This window comes from Paenibacillus sp. OSY-SE, from assembly GCF_000283315.1.
GTDB classification, from domain to species: domain Bacteria; phylum Bacillota; class Bacilli; order Paenibacillales; family Paenibacillaceae; genus Paenibacillus_B; species Paenibacillus_B profundus.
In genome coordinates, this window is the sequence record NZ_ALKF01000164.1 from 1 (window position 1) to 19,026 (window position 19,026).

A 19,026-nucleotide genomic window follows, 5' to 3' on the forward strand; every position below is an offset into this window, starting at 1 on the left:
GCTGCGAAAGTTGAGTTAATAACGATAAATACGTTACTTCTTATTATAGTCTTGATAAGTCAACGAACATTACTACCCGTTTGCGCTTCTTTTCCATCGACATCATCCTCACATCGAACAATCGTTCTTATCATATGCGAATATACGTTCGATTATCAATAGAAAAACTTACTACAACATATAAGGTTTATCTACTGATAAAATGGTTAAAGGTGATGATAAATGTTTGTATCCCCAATGCTGCTGGATACGAGCGATAAAGCTTTTAACAATCCAGACTTTATATTTGAATTAAAAGTATCTCCATAAACGTTCATGTACATTATTTAATAGTTGGGTTTGAGGAATTTCTCTGAACGACATAATTTTTATTTTAGGAGGGAACAACATGGAAGTTTTTGCAGAATATTTAGCGCATATTGATAACCCGCAACATCGGTCCCGAACGGAAGAAGTTTTGGCTTGGGTAACTAAGAAATTTCCAAATTTAATGCCAAAAATTGCGTGGAATCAGCCTATGTTTACCGATCACGGCACATTTATTATTGGCTTTAGCGTAGCCAAACATCATTTGGCTGTTGCCCCTGAAACGGCAGGGATTAATCATTTTTCTGATGAAATTGTGCAGGCTGGCTATGATCACACCAAGCAGTTGGTACGTATCCAGTGGGATAGTCCGGTTGATTTCTCATTACTTGAGAAAATGATCGAGTTTAATATTTTGGATAAGGCAGACTGTTCAACTTTTTGGCGGAAATAATTATGAGCGTATAAGCAACCACTTTTTTGGTTGCTTTATTTTCTTTCGGCAAAAGTCAAATGTGCAGCGGAAAGAAAAACGTGGCATTCGTCAACGGCAAATGTCTGACCGAAGGGAATTTAAGGAGTTGATGAATTCGCTCATCCCGAACCCTCTTACACATTAGTTCCGTGGGATGGTAGTAATACAAACTGGATTGAACACCATTTATACGTGTGTGATAAGGATAGTGAAAAATTAGCTAAACATATAGCATTTCGAAATTATTACGTACCAATTCAGAGGCGGTCGCTGAGTACAAATGTCAACGTAAACATGTACACTTTCGCTTGTTTAAGTATGTACAAAATCACTTGTCCTCATGGTCAAAATGATCCTTCAATCGGTAAGATTCACCTACAATAGTAACGACAGTTGCATGATGCAGAATCCGATCTAAAATAGCATTAGCCAGTTTCGGCTCACGAAACACTTCATCCTATGATCTGAAGTTAACATTGGTCGTGAAGATGGTGCTTCGCTTCTCATAGCGCATATCAATGAGCTGGAAGAATAGTTTGGCATCTTCAGGCTCAATTGGAAGATAGCCTATCTCATCAATAATGAGCAGCTTGTATTTCGTATAATGCTTCAATCTTGCTTCTAGTCGGTTTTCTAACATGGCACGCTTAAGATTCTGGATCAGATCGTGACATTTAATAAAGTAGGTGCTCGTTCGTTTCTTTGCTGCTGCAATCCCAATCGATGTCGCTAAGTGAGTTTTCCCTACCCCACTTGGGCCTAAGAACACAATGTTCTCGTTGCCTTCAATAAAGCGTAGGCTTGTAAAGTCCAGTATTTGCTCTCTATTCACAGAAGACTGGAAGCTAAAGTCAAAATCTGAGAGTTCCTTAAAATGGGGAAAGGCACCGACCTTGACCATGGCATGAATCATGTTCTGCTCACGCACGTCTATCTCATAGCTTGTAAGCTTCACAAGTGTGTCCATGAATGGCATCTGGTTGCGAATACTAAAGTCCACCACTTCATTTAAATGTGCCTGCATCTGCTTCAGTTTCAGGTATTCTAAGTTACGAACAGCTTGCTGGTAGGAGGTTAAAGTCATTCAAACGCACCTCCAATCGCTTGAAGATTCTTTTTCGCTAAGTCATCAATGTCGGGATATCTTGGCATAGACTGCCTTAACTTAAGTTCTCTCTGTAATGCTCCTCGGTATAATTTAATATTGCTTCACCAATAGGATGGCGAACCAAAAGTTCCATGTTATAATAAGCATATAAATGGTTGTCATAAACTTGTATTCCCACCGTTTTTCCTTGATACCCAGCAGGAACTGAGTATTGTCTGGATTGGTAGGAGATCATGTTCGATGCATTGATCTTTACAAGCTTATGATGTATGCGATAGGAACTTCTTATACGCTCCGCTGGTAACGGGTGTAAGGAGTTCTTTTCCTTTTCTAGGGCTAGAACTGGCACTTTTCCCGTTCCTTGATGGAACGATTGATTTACTCGATCACATAGCGTTTGAATGTCGTCCATGACGGTCTTCATGTTGTCTGTAAGAATCTCATGAGGCACGCCACCAATGGTATCAAAGGCCTCCGTTAAGAAAGATAGCAGCACGCTTTGTGATTTAGATACGCTCATGTGATACACCCTGAACCGAGAATACGAGAGCAGCAGTACAGCTACATTCACTTCAACTTTCTCTCCGCCCTTCGTTTCAAAGGGAATGCTTTCTTTCCAGTCTAACTGGGCCTGCACACCTGGATCTGTCTCGAACCGAATCGTTCCCTGTGGTGATGGCATTCGCTGTCCATGCTTAAAGTAGGCTTCAAATTCAGGTTTACGGGCAATGTAAGCTCTGAATGCAGACGCTGAACATTGCAGTCCATGGTTGTCCGTAAGGTATTGCCATAATACTCGCTTGTAGTAAAACACTTGCTTGCTGTCTATGGATAGAAGTGCAGCAGTGATTTCATAATACTCATCAATCTTCGAGCCTTTGTCTCGTGATCTGCTCTCGTATACCCATCTAGGTATTTCTGAATGGTTCGACGATCCACACCCAGTTCTCTAGCTAACTGACTTTTATTGATTTTCATATTGAGATTCTCCATTAATGATTTGAGTTTTGGTAAGTCTAGTAAACTGCGGATTTCCATATTTGATTGAACATTCAACGTGATATACATACTCATCTCTCCCTTGAGACAAGTATGGTTCATCTCGTCAAATCTGAACATTCTTATTCAAGCATTTCTGTACATGTTTAGACTAGCATTTGTAAAATCGTCTACTCTTTGGCTGAATGTTACCAATCCATCAACATTACTCACTCTTTTCGCCACCCTTAGTAGTGTATTTCCTTAAGTTTACACTCGTCTAAGTTATTCCGTAAAGTAATTGGCCGCCCCCGAAGGAGCGGCTATATAGGAGAAAGGTTATGAATTAACATAGTAAGTAGACGCAGCACGGTTTCCACCGGAGAAATGGAGAGCCGCTGGCGACCATGCCCGGGTTTATTCTCCGTGCTATTTTAGCGTCTTATATATTAGGTGGCTTTTGTATGGGATGAAAAATCTTCGTTCAATTTCCACAAACAATCAACACGTGTAAAAACATTTGTAATTCCTATTTACACGTGTTATTACATGTGTTATAATGAAATTGGAAAGGAGGTCAATATGGTCAACCTTGATAAAGCATACTCATCAAGAGAAATCATCAAGATAATAAAAGCAGATGGTTGGGTACATAAAAATACAGAAGGTGACCACTGGCACTTCAAACATCCAACCAAATCGGGTAAAGTAACTGTTGCACACCCCAAGAAAAATCTTAAACGTAAGACAATAAAAAGTATCTTTGAGCAGGCGGGACTAATTTAAGCCCTGCCTCTCCCAAGGAGGTTAACATATATGAAGTACATTTACCCAGCTGTATTCTCTCCCGGCGAGCCAGACGAAGGCGGCTTCACTGTCACATTTCCTGACCTTCCGGGCTGTGTAACCGAGGGTGACACTCTCGACGAAGCCCTATACATGGCGAAGGATGCCCTTGGTGGACACCTTTACCTCATGGAAGATGACAACGATGATATTCCTCAGCCGTCGAAACCAGACGTTATCCAATTGGAAGCCGGTGAATTTGTGTCTCTCATCCAAGCTAATACAGATTTCGTCCGCGAGCGTATTCGCAATAAGGCCGTGAACAAAACACTCACGATCCCGAAATGGCTGAACGATGCAGCTGCAGAGGAAGGGATTAATTTCTCCCAGACGCTGCAGGATGCACTTAAGCAGAAACTCGGTGTTAAAGACTTCTCTTCATGAGGAGTCTTTTTCTTTTATAGATAACAAAAAAAGCACCCCTGCAGGTGCTTAATTCAATCGTTATGTTAGCTGCTTAATTTCCCTTGGCAGTACAAATCGTATTTGCTTATGAAGTCTGGCCAATGTGATTCATCCCCTAAAACTGATTGGTCGTTCATCCAGATTGTATAATAAAACGGTTATCCTGACTAGCAAAATGGTTGCTGAATAAATTATTATTCAAGAAATCGATGTAATTCCTAGAAAATCCGTTCATGCGGCTGCATTCGGCGCGTGGGCTTATCGCTTGAACTCTCTTTTCTCATATCCCTATTAACAATGGCAGGAACACTTTTTTCATAGCCGATTTTTTGTAGAGCAGCGAAATGAATTCCCCGGTTCCCGTGTATGCGGAGGGCATTTTCACACGGTAACCCGAATGGGGACCATACAGGATGAATCTCGCAGGAAAATTCCTGACTGTTATCTTCTGTATGTCCGAGAATTGAATCTTCTGTATCCCGAACATGGTATGGACCCGAATCGTCGTTTCATCGACAACTGCTTTGGTACGTTTCATAAACAGCGCACAGAATCCGGTAAGTAGAACTGTAGCCGCCGCGCCATATGGCAGAGATGGCTCGATTGGTTCTGCAGTGAACTGATCCACAATAACAATAGCCACAAAAATCTTGACAGACCCATCCACACCGTTCAGGCAAGTCCACGGTTCGGAAGAAGCACCATTTCACCTTGACTATTACGACTGGCAGGCTTCCATATACTCTCCTCAATTTTAGTGACAATTGCTTCTGTTAACGCTTTTTCCATACGGTAATCGAATTGATGATTCATCTATCCTATCTCCCTTCACAAGCAATCACATACAAATATCGGAAGATAACTCCTTTTTCTGAATATTTCATCGTTCAACTTTCGTTCATCCGCAGGAATGACGGCTTGATAAGTAATAAACATTTGCGACTGCTAGACTGAGACCGAGCCGCTCACTTGATTATTTGTACTCCTGATAAAGTTATATGTACCAGTTGTGCCAGTAAGTTTCACATCCAATCCTGTTTCTTCTTTTACTTCCCTACAAGCAGAATAGAGAATGTTTTCTTTGTGTTCAATACGTCCAGGCGGATGTTTTTTATTTCAATAAAAGCATTTTTTAACTTTATACACATTTTTAAGTTTCCTTTTTCACATATGCTCCCCAAGTTTTATATTTTAAAATTTCTCTGCTACCTTCTTCTATTCATAGTACCTAAGCCCTTTCAAATATTGATTTTTAGCAGTCATTTAGTGTGTTATCGATAATAAGCGGTCGCGCAGCTCTACGTAAGCGTGATCCCAGCCCATTTTCGCAAAGAAGCGTAATCCGTCCAGTCCTTTGAAGTAACGGGCACCAATCAACCGTTCGTTAAAACAAGAAATCGGTGATTCCTTCTTTTCATAGTGAATGCGGAAAGCTTGTGCGACATCCTTATCCGGAATTGCACCCTCGACCGTGGCGATATCAATAAGAAAATCACCGTACATGCAGTTGCCGTCAATGATCCCGGTTATGCTTCGGCCATCGGATAGAATGTTCCATTCATGGCAATCACCATGTACAAAATAGCGATGAGGAGAGTTATATTTGCTAAAAGTTAGTAGACGGGCATAAATTTCGTTAAAGACATCCCTTTCCAAGCAGCTTGTCCGGAACAGCTCATGCCAATTTTCCCAGAAGGTCCCCGTTTGATTTTCCTCATAAAATGCCTTTATAAAGCTCTCCCAAGCATCATACGCTCCATTGCCCGAGGGTATCAGAGGACCAAAGCCGGTCGTCGTGCTATCCAGTTGAATCTGGTTCATATCGGTAATGACGCGGACCAGATCGGGGAGCAGTTCAATCTTCTGCTTTGCCTGCAGGTCAGCCACGACACTGCCCTTAATCCGCTCTAAGATGCAATACTTAAATGGCCCCTCTTCTCCTCGTCCGAATGTCTTCGGATAAAGCACATCCTGAGAAGAGAGTATATCGGCAACATAATGCTCCGTTTGAAACGCATCCACTGCATCGCTGAAGCGGATGACATAATCGCGATGTTCGATCTTAAATGAAAAGACACTGCTGAAATTTCCGCCTTCGACTGCACTGACATTCTCAGCAGATTGTCTCCAGTGACGCTCTAGTACCGCGTGGACATCCGTAATTGTTAAACTTGGCTTGGCATGGCTCATTTCGCTTCAACCCCTATTAGTTAGTCATATTAATGAAATAAAAGAGAAGCGCACACCTTGATGAGAATAGAAAAAAGCCGTGGAATGAACATAGTTCACCCACGGCCTTTCGTAAACGATCACCACAAATAGACGCATGTCTATCGCAGCAATGTAAACAATAGCAATGATGATAATATGGTTCATGACAAGTAAGGATGAACCGTGACATTACAAAATTACCTCACCGTAATACAGAGTAAGGTTCGCAGTCCAGTTCATGTGCTATTCAGTTAAAAGATTAACCGATAACCATTGTCAGAAACGTGCTCATCATCAAAGCACTAATCCCGCCATTTCTTTTATTTGTTTCCATTATAAATGGTTTACAGGATATTACAACCTCTTTTATTGTAAAACGCTCATTTACAAATATCAGTACTCTCATTGAGATTGAGGCAACTTAAACCGCAGCGCGAACAATGTAATGTTCAAATGTTGTCGGCAAGCCTCTTTCGGTGGCATGTTCATGAAATATCCTTTCTATTTCAGACATGCATTCATTGATTACCATATCAAATACGGAAGGCGTTTGACCAAAGCAACGAACTTTAACAACATCCATAGGCTCATGTAAATATTGAATACTGGTCACGGTTTCAACCTCAGCGTGCTCCAGCGCACCTGCTTCAAGCTTATTTTTGATTTTATCTAAAATGGGAGCTCCTTCAGAATGCGGTTCGAAAAGATTGGGGAATAGTTGCGGCAGCTCAGCCGATAATCGATCGCCTGGGTGGAGACCAAGTATTTGTCCGCCCTTCTTCACAACCCTGCTTATATCTACATAAGCTGAAGTTGGGCCTCTGCGATTGTAAACGCAATCAAATTCCCCAGCATCAAACGGTAGTCTGTCTCTTGTATTGCCTGTAACAAATGACACATTTGAAAGGGTGCGATTGCTACCCGCTATGATGAAGTCGCTTGTAACATCCAAACCTATGATTCTGTTAACTATCGGACTCCATTGAATAGTGAAGTCTCCATGACCGCATCCAACGTCCAGCACAATTTTATTCCGAACCATTTGCGACACTTCATTTGTAAACAGAGCCTCACCATTAGGCTCCGTAATCGTGGAATTCCATGGATAAGAATACTTCCCTGTCAATTTGCCGATCTGAGCGTACCACGCAAAAGAGTGGGGAGATAACCAATCCTTGTGGGTCTTTGGATCTGATAACTTCGGGTACAATAAAACACCTCCTATGAGTCATGAGTTTACATTATAAGACATACCAACATGGATACACAATATATTCCTCAATCATGCCGATTAACTCACATACATTCCCTTCTCTGAGCATTTGGGAGAGTGGCCAAAAGCACCAAGTGACGGATACATTCGCCAGACCCGTACGTAACTCATTACCCCTAGAAAACAGTTCACTGCACAACTAATCTCTTCTCCCACTAACGCCCTCCCTTGAAGGCCATATCCCTGTATCATTATCCCCGATCAAAAAAAGACAGCCCGCCATCAAGACAAGCCATCTCTGCATCCATATCTGCCAACCCACCATCAAAGAACAGCATTCCATCTCCCATGCCCTAGCGGCGCATCAGGAGCGGATTGCAGGCATCCTCTGCAACATTCGTCACGATACGAAGCAGCACTCACTGCCCCTGTTCATGCCGATGTATTATCCATAGCGAAATGTCGGCATCCCCTGAACATCCGTTACGATGCGGAACAAGCTGCCTGCATGAGGCTCGGCTTGCAGCTGTGCTTCGCTCAAGCCTTCCCGCGCTGTCGTTATATACAGCTCGTTCAGATCCCGCCCGCCAAAAGAGCACGAGGTTACGTGCGACGCTGGCACCGCTACGAAACCTACCTGGCGTCCCGTATGCGGATCCCAACGCGACACGCCGCCACCGCCCCAATGCGCGATCCAGAGCATGCCTTCGGTATCGATGGTCATGCCGTCCGGGTACCCTTGCTCTGGCGCAAAGGTGATGACCGCTCGTGGATTGCTAATGTTGCCTGACTCCACCTCATAATCCCATGCCCTCACCTGCAGCGTCGGCGTATCGATATAATAAAAAGTGCGGTGATCTTGACTCCAAGCAAGGCCGTTCGATGTCGACACCCCGTCAAGCAGCGTGCTCAGTTGTCCATTCCGCTCGAGCTGGTACAGCTTACCCGCCTGCGGCTTCCCAATCTTACTCATCGTGCCAGCCAGAAAACGACCTGCCGGATCGCATTTTCCGTCGTTGAAGCGGATGGATTCATCTTGCGTCTCCTCAGGACGAGCGCACAGCTCCGTTTGTCCCGTCTCCATATGGTAGACGTACAACCCGTTCCGCAGCGCAAGCAGCAGCGTATCATCCACCTCCGTCAAGGCAACGGCGCCGACCATCTGCTCCATTTGAATCGCCTGCACCTCTTCCTCGCGCGGGCTCCAGTGAAACACGAATTGACCAGTAATATCGACCCAATACAGCCGCTGCAGCCGCTCGTCCCATACGGGCCCTTCTCCTAATATCGCTTGGCGGTCAACGACCAGTTCCGCTTGCATCCCCATCTCTCCTTTTTTGCCAACTGTCATTCGACTATAACATGCAATGCTGCACAGCGTCACCCGTCGGGCAAGCTCTTCCTCCGGCACGTCTAGATGCAGCCGGCGCGCAGCGATATCGAGCTCGATAACGTCGCCGTCGCGCACGAGCGCCAGCGGTCCGCCGAGCAGCGCTGACGCTATACATCATTTCACCCGCCTGCTCTATCAACTAAATAACAGGTTAATTGGACAAGGAATAGATAATGTTAGGCTTTGAAGGAGAACAGCTTGTTTCGTTTGCAACAGGACACTACTTCGCTGAAGTAAATTCAGGATTTATAGTTTACATAGTTACTAATCCTTTTGTACGAAGTAGAGGGCTTGGGGCGAAAACATTATCGAAATTAGAAGAATTATTACATAAAGATGCTGCTGCAGCTGGATATGATTCGTTAAGTGCAATAATCTTGGAAACAGAAACACAAGAAATAGCACATACAGAAGCAGAAAAAGAAGACTGTATGAAAAGAAATCAGTGAAATAATCCGAGCAATTTACCAAGAGAAATATTACTTTGTGAATAGAATAGATGAAAAAGTTCTTATTAATTGTTTTGAGAAAATGGGATTAATGGAAAAAGCCCGCATCCTCCGATGCGAGCTTCGCAGCCAGTGAACATCATCCGCGGCTGTCCCTCTGCCTCTATACCAACTGTACCGTTAGATTAAATAGACCGCTATACGAACAGGTTCAGGTTGGCGTCTTCTGCCTTGCCCAAATATGTGGCGACTCCGCCGATCGTGACACCGTCGATCATCTCTTCCGCCTGGATGCCCATCACATCCATCGACATGGAGCATGCCACCAGCTCCACGCCGAGATCCATCGCATTGCGCATTAGCGTCTCAAGACTATCCACGTTCTTCTTTTTCATAACACGCTTAATCATTTGTGCGCCCATTCCTGCCATATTCATATTGGAGATCGGCAGCGCGTCCGGTCCTTGCGGCATCATTTTCCCGAACATCCGATCCATAAAGTCTTTATCCAATCGTGGCGCATTCGCCTTGCGCAATATATTCAGCCCCCAGAAGGTGAAAAACATCGTTACCTTCTTCCCCATCGATGCAGCTCCGGTCGCAATAATGAAGGAAGCAATCGCTTTGTCCAAATCTTGATTGAATACGACGAGCGTCGCGCCTTTCTCCCCCTCCGGTTCGCTGCTAGAGGCCGCAGCCTGACTCTCGGCGGACCGGCCCTTCTGCAGCCAGACGCGGATGTTGTCTTTCTCCATCACTTGCTTCAGCAGCATGTTCCCTGTCTTGCCGCACCAAGCCGCAATATCCTGTGGAAACGCCGGATCAGTAACGGACACCTCGATTACGTCTCCTTCCTCCGCCTTCTGCATCACTTGATATACTTGGCTAATCGGGCCCGGGCACTGCAGCCCGCACACATCTAATTGATAACGGGATTGCAGCTCGCCGCTGAATTCAAGCTGCGGAGGCTCTGTATCGGAAGCAGCCTGCGACGTGGATGAGCCGGGCCCGTGCTGTCCCTGTGCCTCTTCCGGCGATTGCTTCCCGAAGTACATCGAGTACGTCTTATATCCGCCGCTCAAATTGATCGCCTTGAAGCCATTCTGCTCCAAAATTCGCGCAGCCAAGTAACCGCGCAGCCCGACTTGGCAGCTGACATAGATCGGCTCGCTGCCCGGCAGATCGTGCAGACGAGAGCGCAGCTCCCCGAGCGGAATGTTGATCGAGCCCGCAATGAATCCGGACTCGCGTTCGACCGGCTCGCGCACATCGACCAATGTCGCGCCATTTCGAATGAGCTCGTCGATGTGGTCGTAATGAACGACGTCCAGCACGCCGTCCGCCACATTGGAAGCGACATAGCCGAGCATATTCACTGGATCTTTCGCCGAAGAATACGGCGGCGCATAAGCAAGCTCCAGATCCGGCAGATCATGCACCGTCAGCTTGCCTTTAATGGCGGTCGCGATCACGTCAATCCGCTTCTCCACACCGTTCATGCCGACGCCCTGCACACCGTAGATTTCCCCCGTCTCCTTGTTGAACGTCATCTTTAGCGATACCGGAAATCCGCCCGGATAGTAACTGGCATGAGAAGCCGGATGGATGTGTACCGCTTCGTATGCAGCCTCAAGCCGCTTCAATGTCTTCTCATTATTGCCCGTCACCGCTACGGTCAAGTCGAACACTTTCGCGACGGACGTGCCCAATGTCCCCCGATAAGGCCGCCCCTTCCCGTAGATATGATCCGCTACCAGTCTCCCCTGCCGATTGGCCGGCCACGCCAGTGGAATCATTGCCGGCGTCTGTTGAATATAATCCTTCACTTCGATCGCATCGCCAATGGCCCAAATATGCGGATCTTCCGTACGCAGCTGCTCATTGACCATAATGCCGCCACGGCTGCCAAGCGCCAATCCCGCAGCTTTCGCCAACTCATTTTCGGGACGCACGCCAATCGACAGAATCGTCATGTCTGTCTCCAATGTTCTGCCGCTCCCCAGCTTAACCTTGCGGCCTTCCTCCATAAAAGACGACAGTCCGTCGTTCAAAATGAGCCGAACTCCTTTGTCCCGCAAATGCTGGTGCACGATCGCCGCCATTTCCGGATCCAGCGGCGCCATCACCTGGTCCGCCATCTCAACGATGGTGACTTGAATACCGCGCAGGTGCAAATTCTCAGCCATCTCCAAGCCGATAAAGCCGCCGCCTACGATAAGGGCTTGCTTCGGTCCTGCTTCATCCACGAATTGTTTGATTCGATCGGTATCCGGAATATTGCGCAGCGTAAATACATACTTCGCCTCGCTCAAGCCTTCAACTGGCGGCACAATCGGCTTTGCTCCCGGTGATAGAATTAACTCGTCATACGATTCCTCGTAGTTCTCCCCTGTCTTCACATTGCGTACAGTGACAACCTTGCGCTCACGATCGATACCTGTTACCTCGTTCAATGGCCGGATATCGAGATTGAACTTCTTCGACATCCCTTCCGCCGTCTGCACGAGCAGCGATTCACGCTTCGGAATGACATTGCCTATATGGTAAGGCAGTCCGCAGTTCGCGAATGAAATATGTTCACCCCGCTCGAACAGCACAATATGGGACGTTTCATCCAAGCGCCGCAATCTCGCTGCAGCGGTTGCACCTCCGGCGACCCCGCCAACGATAACAATTTTCTTCTGGTTCGACATTAAGATCATCCTCTCCATTTATATACCCATAGGGGTATATTATAACATCGTTGATGATCCGTCAAATCGGGAATGGCGGCGTAAAACAGCAGCATACTCCACACATAAAAAAACACCGCCTTCCTAAGAAAGCGGTGCAGCCCACACATTTGCCGTGCAGTATAGTCTGTATGTATGTTAATAAGTACAGCATGAATATTGATTATGCTTTTTCCTTCGGCTCCATTAATCTCTCGGAGTCCACCGTCGGATCGAGCCAATTCTCGATCAACTGCCGTGCATATTGCAGGTCTTCATCATCGAGCATGTAGTACCATACTCCATTAATCATCGCGCCTTCGCCATCCAGCATATAGCTGCTGAATGCAGGGAGGCTGTCTTTCGCAATAATCGACTTCGCCAGATCAATCATATCCTTGGGGAGCATATCGGTCGTGAAGTTGTCGCCCGCAATTTCCATGAGCTCAGGAATTCGGCCGATTTTGTCGAGCTCAACCGCACGCTCCATGACGGCCTGCAAAAAGATGCGGTTCCGCATCGTTCGATTCATATCCGAATCCTCGCGATATCGCACATAATTCAATGCCTCCAGCCCGTTGTAAATCGGCTTGTTCGCTTCGATTCTGAATTTATCATGGCTCCAATGTTTATTGACAATGTCTTGTGTTATCGGCAATTTAACACCATCGAGCGCGTCAACCACATCTTTGAACCCTGTGAAGTTGATTGCTGCATAATGATTTACCGGATGCTGAAGCAAGTTCTCTACACTCTCCACGCTCATTTTCGCCTCTCCGAACGCATATGCGTGTGCGATTTTATCCTGTATGTCCTTTCCGACGAGCTCCGCATAGGCATCCCTCGGGATAGACAAGAGCAGAATTCGATTCTCTTTGGGCCGCACGATGGAGTAGATGATTGAATCTGAACGGCCTGCCTCTTTGTCACGTTGGTCAATGCCCAGCAGCAGTAGGGAGAATGGAGTGTTCTCTTCGCGGATGACTTCTATTTTTCCGATAATCGGTTTGTACGTTTGTTCCAGCGTCTTCTCTACCCGCTCGGACAGGAACATGTCGAATGCAAGAACCGCAAGCTGCTTGCGAAAGAGAAAGCCTCCAATTGCAAGAATGACCACTGTCAGCAGTACGATTCCCCATTTTTTATATTTTCTCATAGCCGCTCCTTCCTTCAAATTTTTAAAATCTCATTACACTTTACTTGAAGAAGGAACACTTTTCCACATCCTAATTGTCATATATGGTATTTTTTGGTTAGTTTCGACATTGTTTTTGCTCTCCTTTATAAGTTTTCTCCATTAAATCCTCACTCTTCCATGGATGAAGCAGTCGATCTGCTCTACTCCGACCTCAACCGCGAACCGTAGAGCATGAAAAGAAAAACCAGTCATAGGGCATGTCCCACGACCGGCTTAATTGATATCTAACGCTATCGAACGGCATCCCGTTCATTTCACCCAACAACCATTCACCGATGAATGCCACCCTTGTTATCACAACCAGCTTGTGATGTCCTGCTTCAAGCGTTCGATCGGCTCCAGACCGGTATCGCCCAGATTGCTCAGCGCAATCAATACAGCATCTTTATCCGTATTCCGGTATAACGTGGAGCGGAATCCCACCAAGCTTCCATTATGATAAGCCGTATTCCGGCGCTCGGAATATATCATCCAGCCATATCCGTATCCCCGCTCGTTATCAATGGCGACATGGGGCGTGAACATCGCGCGTACTCCTTCGCTTCCGATTAGCTGCGTGGCATGAAACGCTCTCTCCCATCGATATAAATCCTTTACCGTGGAATAGAGAATGCTGCCGGCGCTGTTGTAGCTGGGGATATCCTGCTTCCATGCCGCTTTGCCCTCCGTATATCCGATTGCCCGATTTTTTTCCGCAAGGTAGGAAGCGAGATGTCCTCCCGTCCGCTCCATATGAAGGGGCAGGAATAGCTCCTCGTGAATAAAAGTTTCATATTTTCGACCTGATGCTCTTTCAACGATGAGTCCGAGCAAGGCGTAACCGAAATTGCTGTAATGAAAGCTGCCTACCTTATGGGTTGGGGCTATCCTATCCATCGCCTCAAGACGAAGAGGTTCCAAATCTTCATCGACATCCCAATTTACATGAACATCCTCGTCCAATCCAGCCGCATGAGTCAGAAGCTGATGAAGCGTCACAGGACCGAGTCCCGGCAGTTCTGGAACGTAATGCGCCAACGCATCCTGTGCGTCAAGCTGGCCCCGCTGCTGCAGGAGCATAATGGCGGCTGCCGTGAACTGTTTCCCAATCGAAGCGATTTTAAATATGGTATGCTTATCGTTCGGCCGCTTCTGCTCCATATCCGCCCAGCCATAGCCTTTGCACAGGCGAACGCTGCCTTCATAGGCAAATAAGAACGAACCGTTAAAGCCTTGCTCGATTAGAAATTGATCGATATGAGTATGGATCTCCATTTTATAGAGCACCTCTTTTGCGATTGATGACAACGAGTCGTTTATTTCCTACCATTTCGCTTACAACTTGCGATTTTCCTTCAACGTATCGTCATGCAGCAGAGAAAAGCGCCCCGAACGATTAGCGTTGCGGAGCGCTTTGATTTCATCATATTCATATAATTGCTTAAGATACTAGCTTCAGGCCGATAGCCGCGCTGAGCACCATGCCGATGAATAGCAGCCGCAAACACTTTTAACCACTGAACATTCATCTGTTTCCCACTCCCTTGCTGTACCCATGCCTCTAATGTCTTATGGGGTCAAGCTCAGCCAATATATTTTCCAGGATGCATCCAAACGTTTCTTGAAACGGACCGGTCCGCCCAATAGCATCTCTACGAGCACGCCATCGAGCAGGCACATGAATGACGCCGTGACCGTCCCCACGTCCAGCTGCGCCACTTCTGCCCGTTCCATCCCCCGTTCGAACACCGTCACGAGCATTTGCTCCATTTTGTCCAAATAAGCGTTGATATGCTCCATCACCAATGCCTGCAAGGACACGGGCGGGAAAAACATCATCCGCAGCAAAAATTTCACGCTATTGTCGTTATCATACCTATCTTTGTATTGCGCAATGAGCTCAAATAGCTGATGCTGGACCGTGTTATCCCGGTTCCGTTCGCAAAATTCCCGCAGCAGCTTCAGCTCATCATGAATCGCTTGCTCGATAACTCTCAAGAACAAATCATCCTTGCTCTTGAAATGAGCGTAAATGGACGGTGTCTTGATGCCAACCTGCTCTGCGATGTGAGCCAATGAGGCGCCCTCATACCCATTCTCCGCAAAATGATCCAAAGCAATCTCTATAATCCGATTCGCGGTCATAATCCCCCTCCTGCTGCCTAACTAACATTAGTTATATACGAAATTTTTACATAGCTTTTAGGCGTTTGTCAAGCAAAAAATCCCCTGGCAGCAATGTCGAACTCTTCATGAGCATCGCTTGCCGGCAGGGGATGCTTGCAACTACATCCGTTGAGAAAATAGTGTCTTCAATTATGATACCAATTTCAAGCCCACAGCTGCGCCGAGCACCATGCCGATGAACAAAATGCGTTTCCATTCCCGCGATTCCCCGTACAGAATCATGCCGAGAATGGCCCCCCCAGAAGCGCCGATTCCCGTCCAAATCGCATACGCGGTTCCCATCGGCAGCGTCTCCATCGCCAGCGCCAAGAACACAAAGCTAGCGCCAAAGCCTGCCATCATATAGACAACCGATTGCCATGTGTGTTCCTTATGGAATTTATTAATCATGGCAACACCTGCCATCTCAAACACACCGGCCAACAGTAAACTAACCCATGCCATCAGGATTCAGCTCCTTTCTCTGCTTTCTCCTTCGTAACCAGCTTCAAGCCGATAACGCCGCACAACAGCAGCAGAATAAGGAGCACCTTGGCCATGTTGAACGGTTCGCCGAAGAACACGATATCCGCAAAGACAGTACCTGCCGTCCCCAACCCTACGAATACCGCATAGACCGTTCCGACGGGAAGATTCCTCCCGGCCATAATCATGACATAGAAGCTTATGACAATTGCAATAATTGTACCGCTCCAAGTCCACACATCATACGCGTGCTTCAGACCGATAACCCAGAACACTTCAAAGAATGCGGCAATAAACACTTTAATCCAATGAATATTCATGATTCCTTCTCTCCTCTTCGCTGCCCTTTCTGTCTACACTATGGAACAAATCAACCTTCACTCATTGTGCGCTACAATAAGGCGATATTATGCCTGCAATAACTTATTTCCTTCCTCCGTTCAAAAGTAAACAACTCCCTTCTAAGCCAACCTAACTAACATTAGTTAATTGGATTTTTTCACACAAAGAACTTACTGTCAAGAGGTTACATTCGTTTTCCAATAAAAATGGTTTAGATTCAACCATTATCATTATGAGTGTTCCACAAAGTCCTTTTGTCCACTATCCCCTTAATTCAGTAAACAAAAATCTATCGAACCACCAGTTGATAGAGTGAATCGCTCTTCACTGCTAGGATCAGATCAGATCCGCTCTAAAAAGAACAGAATTCCATCCTATCTCACCAAATAAACCGATACCTTCAATTCCTGAGCTGTTCCTTCCACAATCTGAATGGTGGGGAGAGTGAACAAAAGAACACTTCGACGACCCTCGCCTTGCTCAATCTGAGTTATTGGGATAAAACCGATTGATCGCCACATAATGCTTGAACCCTGCACTCAGGCAATTTCATAGATAGACCCTATCTTACTTTTTACCAAAAGAAAAAAGCAGACCTATTCTCAGATCTGCTCCATACGCTTATTTATATTTATTTGCCTGATACGCTTGCAGCCTAGGCTCTCAGATCGAGCCAAGCCACTTCTTCCGGAGTCAGCGAAATTGCAGCAGCATCTTTGCACGATTCCATTTCCGACCGGTTTTGCGGTCCGATAATCGCGGCAGTAGGGAATGGCTGATTAAGCACATATGCAAGTGCTATCTGAATCGTCGTGACCCCTTTTTTATCCGCCAGTTGAGCAGCGCGATCGTAGCGTTCCCAGTTCGCATCATTATAAAATACGCGCACAAGGTCCTCGTTCGAGCGATCGTCACGCGTAAAGCGACCTGTGAAGAAACCGCGAGCTTGCGATGACCAGGACATTATCGGAAGCCCTGAGCGCTTATGCCAGGAGAGTGTTTCATCATCTGCACTGATGCAATCGGTCCAATAGGGCTCCTGCGCCTTCGCCAAGCTCAGGTTCGGACTGCTGAACGAGAAGCCGCGCAGCCCGTGCGATTCAGCATACGCATTAGCTTCCTCCAGACGCTGCCACGTCCAATTGGAGCCGCCGAAAGCACGAATTTCACCCTCTTCCACCAGCTCGTTCAACATTTCAAGGATGGCTCCGACCTCCACGTCCGGATCGTCCCGATGCAACGCATACAAATCAATATAGTCCGTGCGCAGCCGCTCCAGACTTGTCTCCAACTCCGCCCGAACAGCAACACGATTCACCTGCGGTCCGTGCTGGTTCGGATGGCCGCCCTTGGTCCAGACACGGATCTGATCCCGATTGCCCCGCTCCTCCATCCACATTCCGATCGCTTGCTCGCTCTTGCCCCCGCAATAAATGAATGCTGTGTCAATCGTGTTCCCGCCGATGTCCGTAAAGGAATCTAAGTTGTTACTGACTAATTCATATACTTCAGGCGAAAAATAATCCGAGCCCATAATGAGCTGCGATACCGGCTTTGGCAGACCGTCAATGGACAGCATCTTCATCAGGTTCACCCTTCCCCACGCATTTTTAGGTTATAGCTACACGTCTGCGCTCATAAGCGGAAGCAAGACATGCGTCAATGACTTGCATATTCAAAATGGCATCATCCGGATTCAGCAAAAGCGGCTGCTCTCCCCAGATGGCTTGCGCCATATTATCCGCTTGCAGCGCATACGCATTCAGCTTCGGCATTTCTTCCTCGCGCTGTCCTTCTTGCGTATGTACGATAAAGTTCGGATCGCCGATAAATGCGGAGGGCACCTCGATCCGGCCGTCGGTTCCCAATATTTCCAATGTGTTGCGGAACGCCGCCCACATGGCGCAATCAAATGTAAGCGCAACCGAATCCGGAAATTCAATCAATCCCGAAGCCATCATATCGACATTGTCATGCTCCGGCGACAAAAAAGCATGGACGGTAGCCGCTTCTGGTTCCGAGCCCAAAATATATCGGGCAGCGCTTATCGGATAACAGCCGACATCATAGATGGAGCCTCCGCCCCAGTCGCGGCGATAACGGACATTGTTTTTGTCACCCGCGTTATTGAAGGAGAACGTGCCGTGTATACCGCGAACGGTTCCGATTTCACCGGACTGGACAATCTCACGGATACGCTCGTAGCGGGGATGATGGCGGTACATATATGCTTCGGCCAGCTTCACGCCAGCCTTGGCGCACGCCTCGACCATACGCCGAGCCTGATCGGCATTTAACGCAATCGGCTTCTCGCAGAGCACGTGCTTGCCTGCTTCCGCCGCGCGAATCGTCCATTCCAAATGCAAATGATTCGGCAGCGGAATGTAGACCGCATCGATATCCGGATCATGCAGCAGCTCCTCATAGCTGCCGTATGCCTTCGGTATCTCCAACTGCTCCGCTTTCTCTTGCGCTTTATGAACATCCCTGCTCGCAATCGCGGCGACTTCACCCGTCTTTGATGCCCGAATTCCAGGAATAACCGAGTGAATCGCAATAGTAGCACAGCCGAGCACACCCCAACGCAGCTTCTGTTCCATAGCGTCTTCCCCTCCTGCCAATGTTTGGATTCCCTAATCACCAGCTATTATAGAGGATGGCATCTTCAAAATCTATAGAAGCGTTTTCATATGAATATAACGATTTGAAACTAAAAGACAATGCCCCGATCCGATGAGAAACCCAGAATGAATTGAAAAA

The 19,026-nt window shown here is 46.8% G+C and carries 17 protein-coding genes and 4 pseudogenes; 5 read left to right on the forward strand and 16 right to left on the reverse strand.

Annotated elements, in window-relative coordinates; all coding sequences use genetic code 11:
• Positions 1–388: 388 nt before the first annotated feature.
• Entirely contained in the window at positions 389–760 is a 372-nt protein-coding gene (locus tag A372_RS0108250; protein ID WP_019420364.1) for an iron chaperone, read from the forward strand.
• Between the two features lie 165 nt (positions 761–925).
• A pseudogene (locus A372_RS39510) lies at positions 926–1,027 on the forward strand (GrpB family protein); the annotation flags it as partial.
• Between the two features lie 82 nt (positions 1,028–1,109).
• Here A372_RS39510 and istB read toward each other — a convergent pair.
• Both istB and A372_RS33575 read right to left on the reverse strand, forming a co-directional pair.
• A pseudogene (istB, locus tag A372_RS33570) lies at positions 1,110–1,865 on the reverse strand (IS21-like element helper ATPase IstB).
• Positions 1,862–2,957, reverse strand: a pseudogene (locus tag A372_RS33575) (Mu transposase domain-containing protein). Before A372_RS33575 ends, istB begins: the two co-directional pseudogenes overlap by 4 nt.
• Positions 2,958–3,449: 492 nt before the next feature.
• On the opposite strand from A372_RS33575, the gene A372_RS0108265 reads away from it, so the two are divergent.
• Together A372_RS0108265 and A372_RS0108270 are read left to right on the forward strand one after the other, a co-directional pair.
• Complete coding sequence (locus A372_RS0108265; RefSeq protein ID WP_019420366.1) at positions 3,450–3,653, forward strand: type II toxin-antitoxin system HicA family toxin; 204 nt, start codon at positions 3,450–3,452, stop codon at positions 3,651–3,653.
• A gap of 30 nt (positions 3,654–3,683) precedes the next feature.
• Complete coding sequence (locus A372_RS0108270) at positions 3,684–4,097, forward strand: type II toxin-antitoxin system HicB family antitoxin (protein WP_019420367.1); 414 nt, start codon at positions 3,684–3,686, stop codon at positions 4,095–4,097.
• Between the two features lie 693 nt (positions 4,098–4,790).
• On the opposite strand, the gene A372_RS37265 is transcribed toward A372_RS0108270, so the two are convergent.
• The 5 genes and pseudogenes from A372_RS37265 to A372_RS0108300 form a co-directional block, all read right to left on the reverse strand.
• The gene (locus A372_RS37265; RefSeq protein ID WP_019420369.1) at positions 4,791–4,931 is read right to left on the reverse strand and encodes a hypothetical protein; all 141 of its coding nucleotides are present in this window, start codon (positions 4,929–4,931) and stop codon (positions 4,791–4,793) included.
• 153 nt (positions 4,932–5,084) lie between these two features.
• A pseudogene (locus A372_RS37905) lies at positions 5,085–5,222 on the reverse strand (NUDIX domain-containing protein); the annotation flags it as partial.
• A gap of 159 nt (positions 5,223–5,381) precedes the next feature.
• Entirely contained in the window at positions 5,382–6,308 is a 927-nt protein-coding gene (locus A372_RS0108290) for an aminoglycoside phosphotransferase family protein (protein ID WP_019420370.1), read from the reverse strand.
• A gap of 442 nt (positions 6,309–6,750) precedes the next feature.
• The gene (locus tag A372_RS0108295; RefSeq protein WP_019420371.1) at positions 6,751–7,539 is read right to left on the reverse strand and encodes a class I SAM-dependent methyltransferase; all 789 of its coding nucleotides are present in this window, start codon (positions 7,537–7,539) and stop codon (positions 6,751–6,753) included.
• A gap of 448 nt (positions 7,540–7,987) precedes the next feature.
• Positions 7,988–9,046: an SMP-30/gluconolactonase/LRE family protein gene (locus A372_RS0108300; protein ID WP_337483669.1), complete on the reverse strand. Its 1,059-nt coding sequence runs from the start codon at positions 9,044–9,046 to the stop codon at positions 7,988–7,990.
• A gap of 62 nt (positions 9,047–9,108) precedes the next feature.
• On the opposite strand from A372_RS0108300, the gene A372_RS33580 reads away from it, so the two are divergent.
• Positions 9,109–9,384, forward strand: coding sequence for a GNAT family N-acetyltransferase (locus A372_RS33580; RefSeq protein ID WP_019420373.1), 276 nt, complete (start codon positions 9,109–9,111; stop codon positions 9,382–9,384).
• A 197-nt stretch (positions 9,385–9,581) separates the two neighbouring features.
• Here the strand turns inward: A372_RS33580 and A372_RS0108310 are convergent, their stop codons facing one another.
• The 9 genes from A372_RS0108310 to A372_RS0108350 form a co-directional block, all read right to left on the reverse strand.
• On the reverse strand, positions 9,582–12,077 hold the full coding sequence (locus A372_RS0108310; protein ID WP_019420374.1) for a CoA-disulfide reductase: 2,496 nt from the start codon (positions 12,075–12,077) through the stop codon (positions 9,582–9,584).
• Between the two features lie 202 nt (positions 12,078–12,279).
• Positions 12,280–13,251, reverse strand: coding sequence for an LCP family protein (locus A372_RS0108315; RefSeq protein WP_019420375.1), 972 nt, complete (start codon positions 13,249–13,251; stop codon positions 12,280–12,282).
• A gap of 336 nt (positions 13,252–13,587) precedes the next feature.
• Positions 13,588–14,547, reverse strand: a complete 960-nt coding sequence (locus tag A372_RS0108320; RefSeq protein WP_019420376.1) for a serine hydrolase domain-containing protein — start codon at positions 14,545–14,547, stop codon at positions 13,588–13,590.
• A gap of 80 nt (positions 14,548–14,627) precedes the next feature.
• Positions 14,628–14,801, reverse strand: a complete 174-nt coding sequence (locus A372_RS37275; protein WP_019420377.1) for a hypothetical protein — start codon at positions 14,799–14,801, stop codon at positions 14,628–14,630.
• A 40-nt stretch (positions 14,802–14,841) separates the two neighbouring features.
• Positions 14,842–15,417 carry a TetR/AcrR family transcriptional regulator gene (locus tag A372_RS0108330; RefSeq protein ID WP_019420378.1) on the reverse strand — a complete coding sequence of 192 codons (576 nt, stop codon included), beginning with the start codon at positions 15,415–15,417 and terminating at the stop codon, positions 14,842–14,844.
• A 171-nt stretch (positions 15,418–15,588) separates the two neighbouring features.
• The gene (locus tag A372_RS0108335) at positions 15,589–15,903 is read right to left on the reverse strand and encodes a DMT family transporter (protein ID WP_019420379.1); all 315 of its coding nucleotides are present in this window, start codon (positions 15,901–15,903) and stop codon (positions 15,589–15,591) included.
• Positions 15,903–16,244 carry a DMT family transporter gene (locus tag A372_RS0108340; RefSeq protein ID WP_019420380.1) on the reverse strand — a complete coding sequence of 114 codons (342 nt, stop codon included), beginning with the start codon at positions 16,242–16,244 and terminating at the stop codon, positions 15,903–15,905. Before A372_RS0108340 ends, A372_RS0108335 begins: the two co-directional genes overlap by 1 nt.
• A 677-nt stretch (positions 16,245–16,921) precedes the next feature.
• Positions 16,922–17,851, reverse strand: coding sequence for an aldo/keto reductase (locus A372_RS0108345; RefSeq protein WP_019420381.1), 930 nt, complete (start codon positions 17,849–17,851; stop codon positions 16,922–16,924).
• Between the two features lie 25 nt (positions 17,852–17,876).
• On the reverse strand, positions 17,877–18,866 hold the full coding sequence (locus A372_RS0108350) for a Gfo/Idh/MocA family protein (RefSeq protein ID WP_019420382.1): 990 nt from the start codon (positions 18,864–18,866) through the stop codon (positions 17,877–17,879).
• Positions 18,867–19,026: the final 160 nt, after the last annotated feature.

Excerpts from the sequence above, each read along its gene's own strand:
- A372_RS37265 (WP_019420369.1), bottom strand. The coding sequence starts at position 4,931 with ATGAATCATCAATTCGATTACCGTATGGAAAAAGCGTTAACAGAAGCA.
- A372_RS0108335 (WP_019420379.1), bottom strand. The coding sequence starts at position 15,903 with ATGGCATGGGTTAGTTTACTGTTGGCCGGTGTGTTTGAGATGGCAGGT.
- A372_RS0108315 (WP_019420375.1), bottom strand. The coding sequence starts at position 13,251 with ATGAGAAAATATAAAAAATGGGGAATCGTACTGCTGACAGTGGTCATT.
- A372_RS0108340 (WP_019420380.1), bottom strand. The coding sequence starts at position 16,244 with ATGAATATTCATTGGATTAAAGTGTTTATTGCCGCATTCTTTGAAGTG.
- A372_RS0108350 (WP_019420382.1), bottom strand. The coding sequence starts at position 18,866 with ATGGAACAGAAGCTGCGTTGGGGTGTGCTCGGCTGTGCTACTATTGCG.
- A372_RS0108265 (WP_019420366.1), top strand. The coding sequence starts at position 3,450 with ATGGTCAACCTTGATAAAGCATACTCATCAAGAGAAATCATCAAGATA.
- A372_RS0108270 (WP_019420367.1), top strand. The coding sequence starts at position 3,684 with ATGAAGTACATTTACCCAGCTGTATTCTCTCCCGGCGAGCCAGACGAA.
- A372_RS0108290 (WP_019420370.1), bottom strand. The coding sequence starts at position 6,308 with ATGAGCCATGCCAAGCCAAGTTTAACAATTACGGATGTCCACGCGGTA.
- A372_RS37275 (WP_019420377.1), bottom strand. The coding sequence starts at position 14,801 with ATGAATGTTCAGTGGTTAAAAGTGTTTGCGGCTGCTATTCATCGGCAT.
- A372_RS0108250 (WP_019420364.1), top strand. The coding sequence starts at position 389 with ATGGAAGTTTTTGCAGAATATTTAGCGCATATTGATAACCCGCAACAT.
- A372_RS0108310 (WP_019420374.1), bottom strand. The coding sequence starts at position 12,077 with ATGTCGAACCAGAAGAAAATTGTTATCGTTGGCGGGGTCGCCGGAGGT.
- A372_RS0108345 (WP_019420381.1), bottom strand. The coding sequence starts at position 17,851 with ATGAAGATGCTGTCCATTGACGGTCTGCCAAAGCCGGTATCGCAGCTC.
- A372_RS33580 (WP_019420373.1), top strand. The coding sequence starts at position 9,109 with ATGTTAGGCTTTGAAGGAGAACAGCTTGTTTCGTTTGCAACAGGACAC.
- A372_RS0108330 (WP_019420378.1), bottom strand. The coding sequence starts at position 15,417 with ATGACCGCGAATCGGATTATAGAGATTGCTTTGGATCATTTTGCGGAG.
- A372_RS0108320 (WP_019420376.1), bottom strand. The coding sequence starts at position 14,547 with ATGGAGATCCATACTCATATCGATCAATTTCTAATCGAGCAAGGCTTT.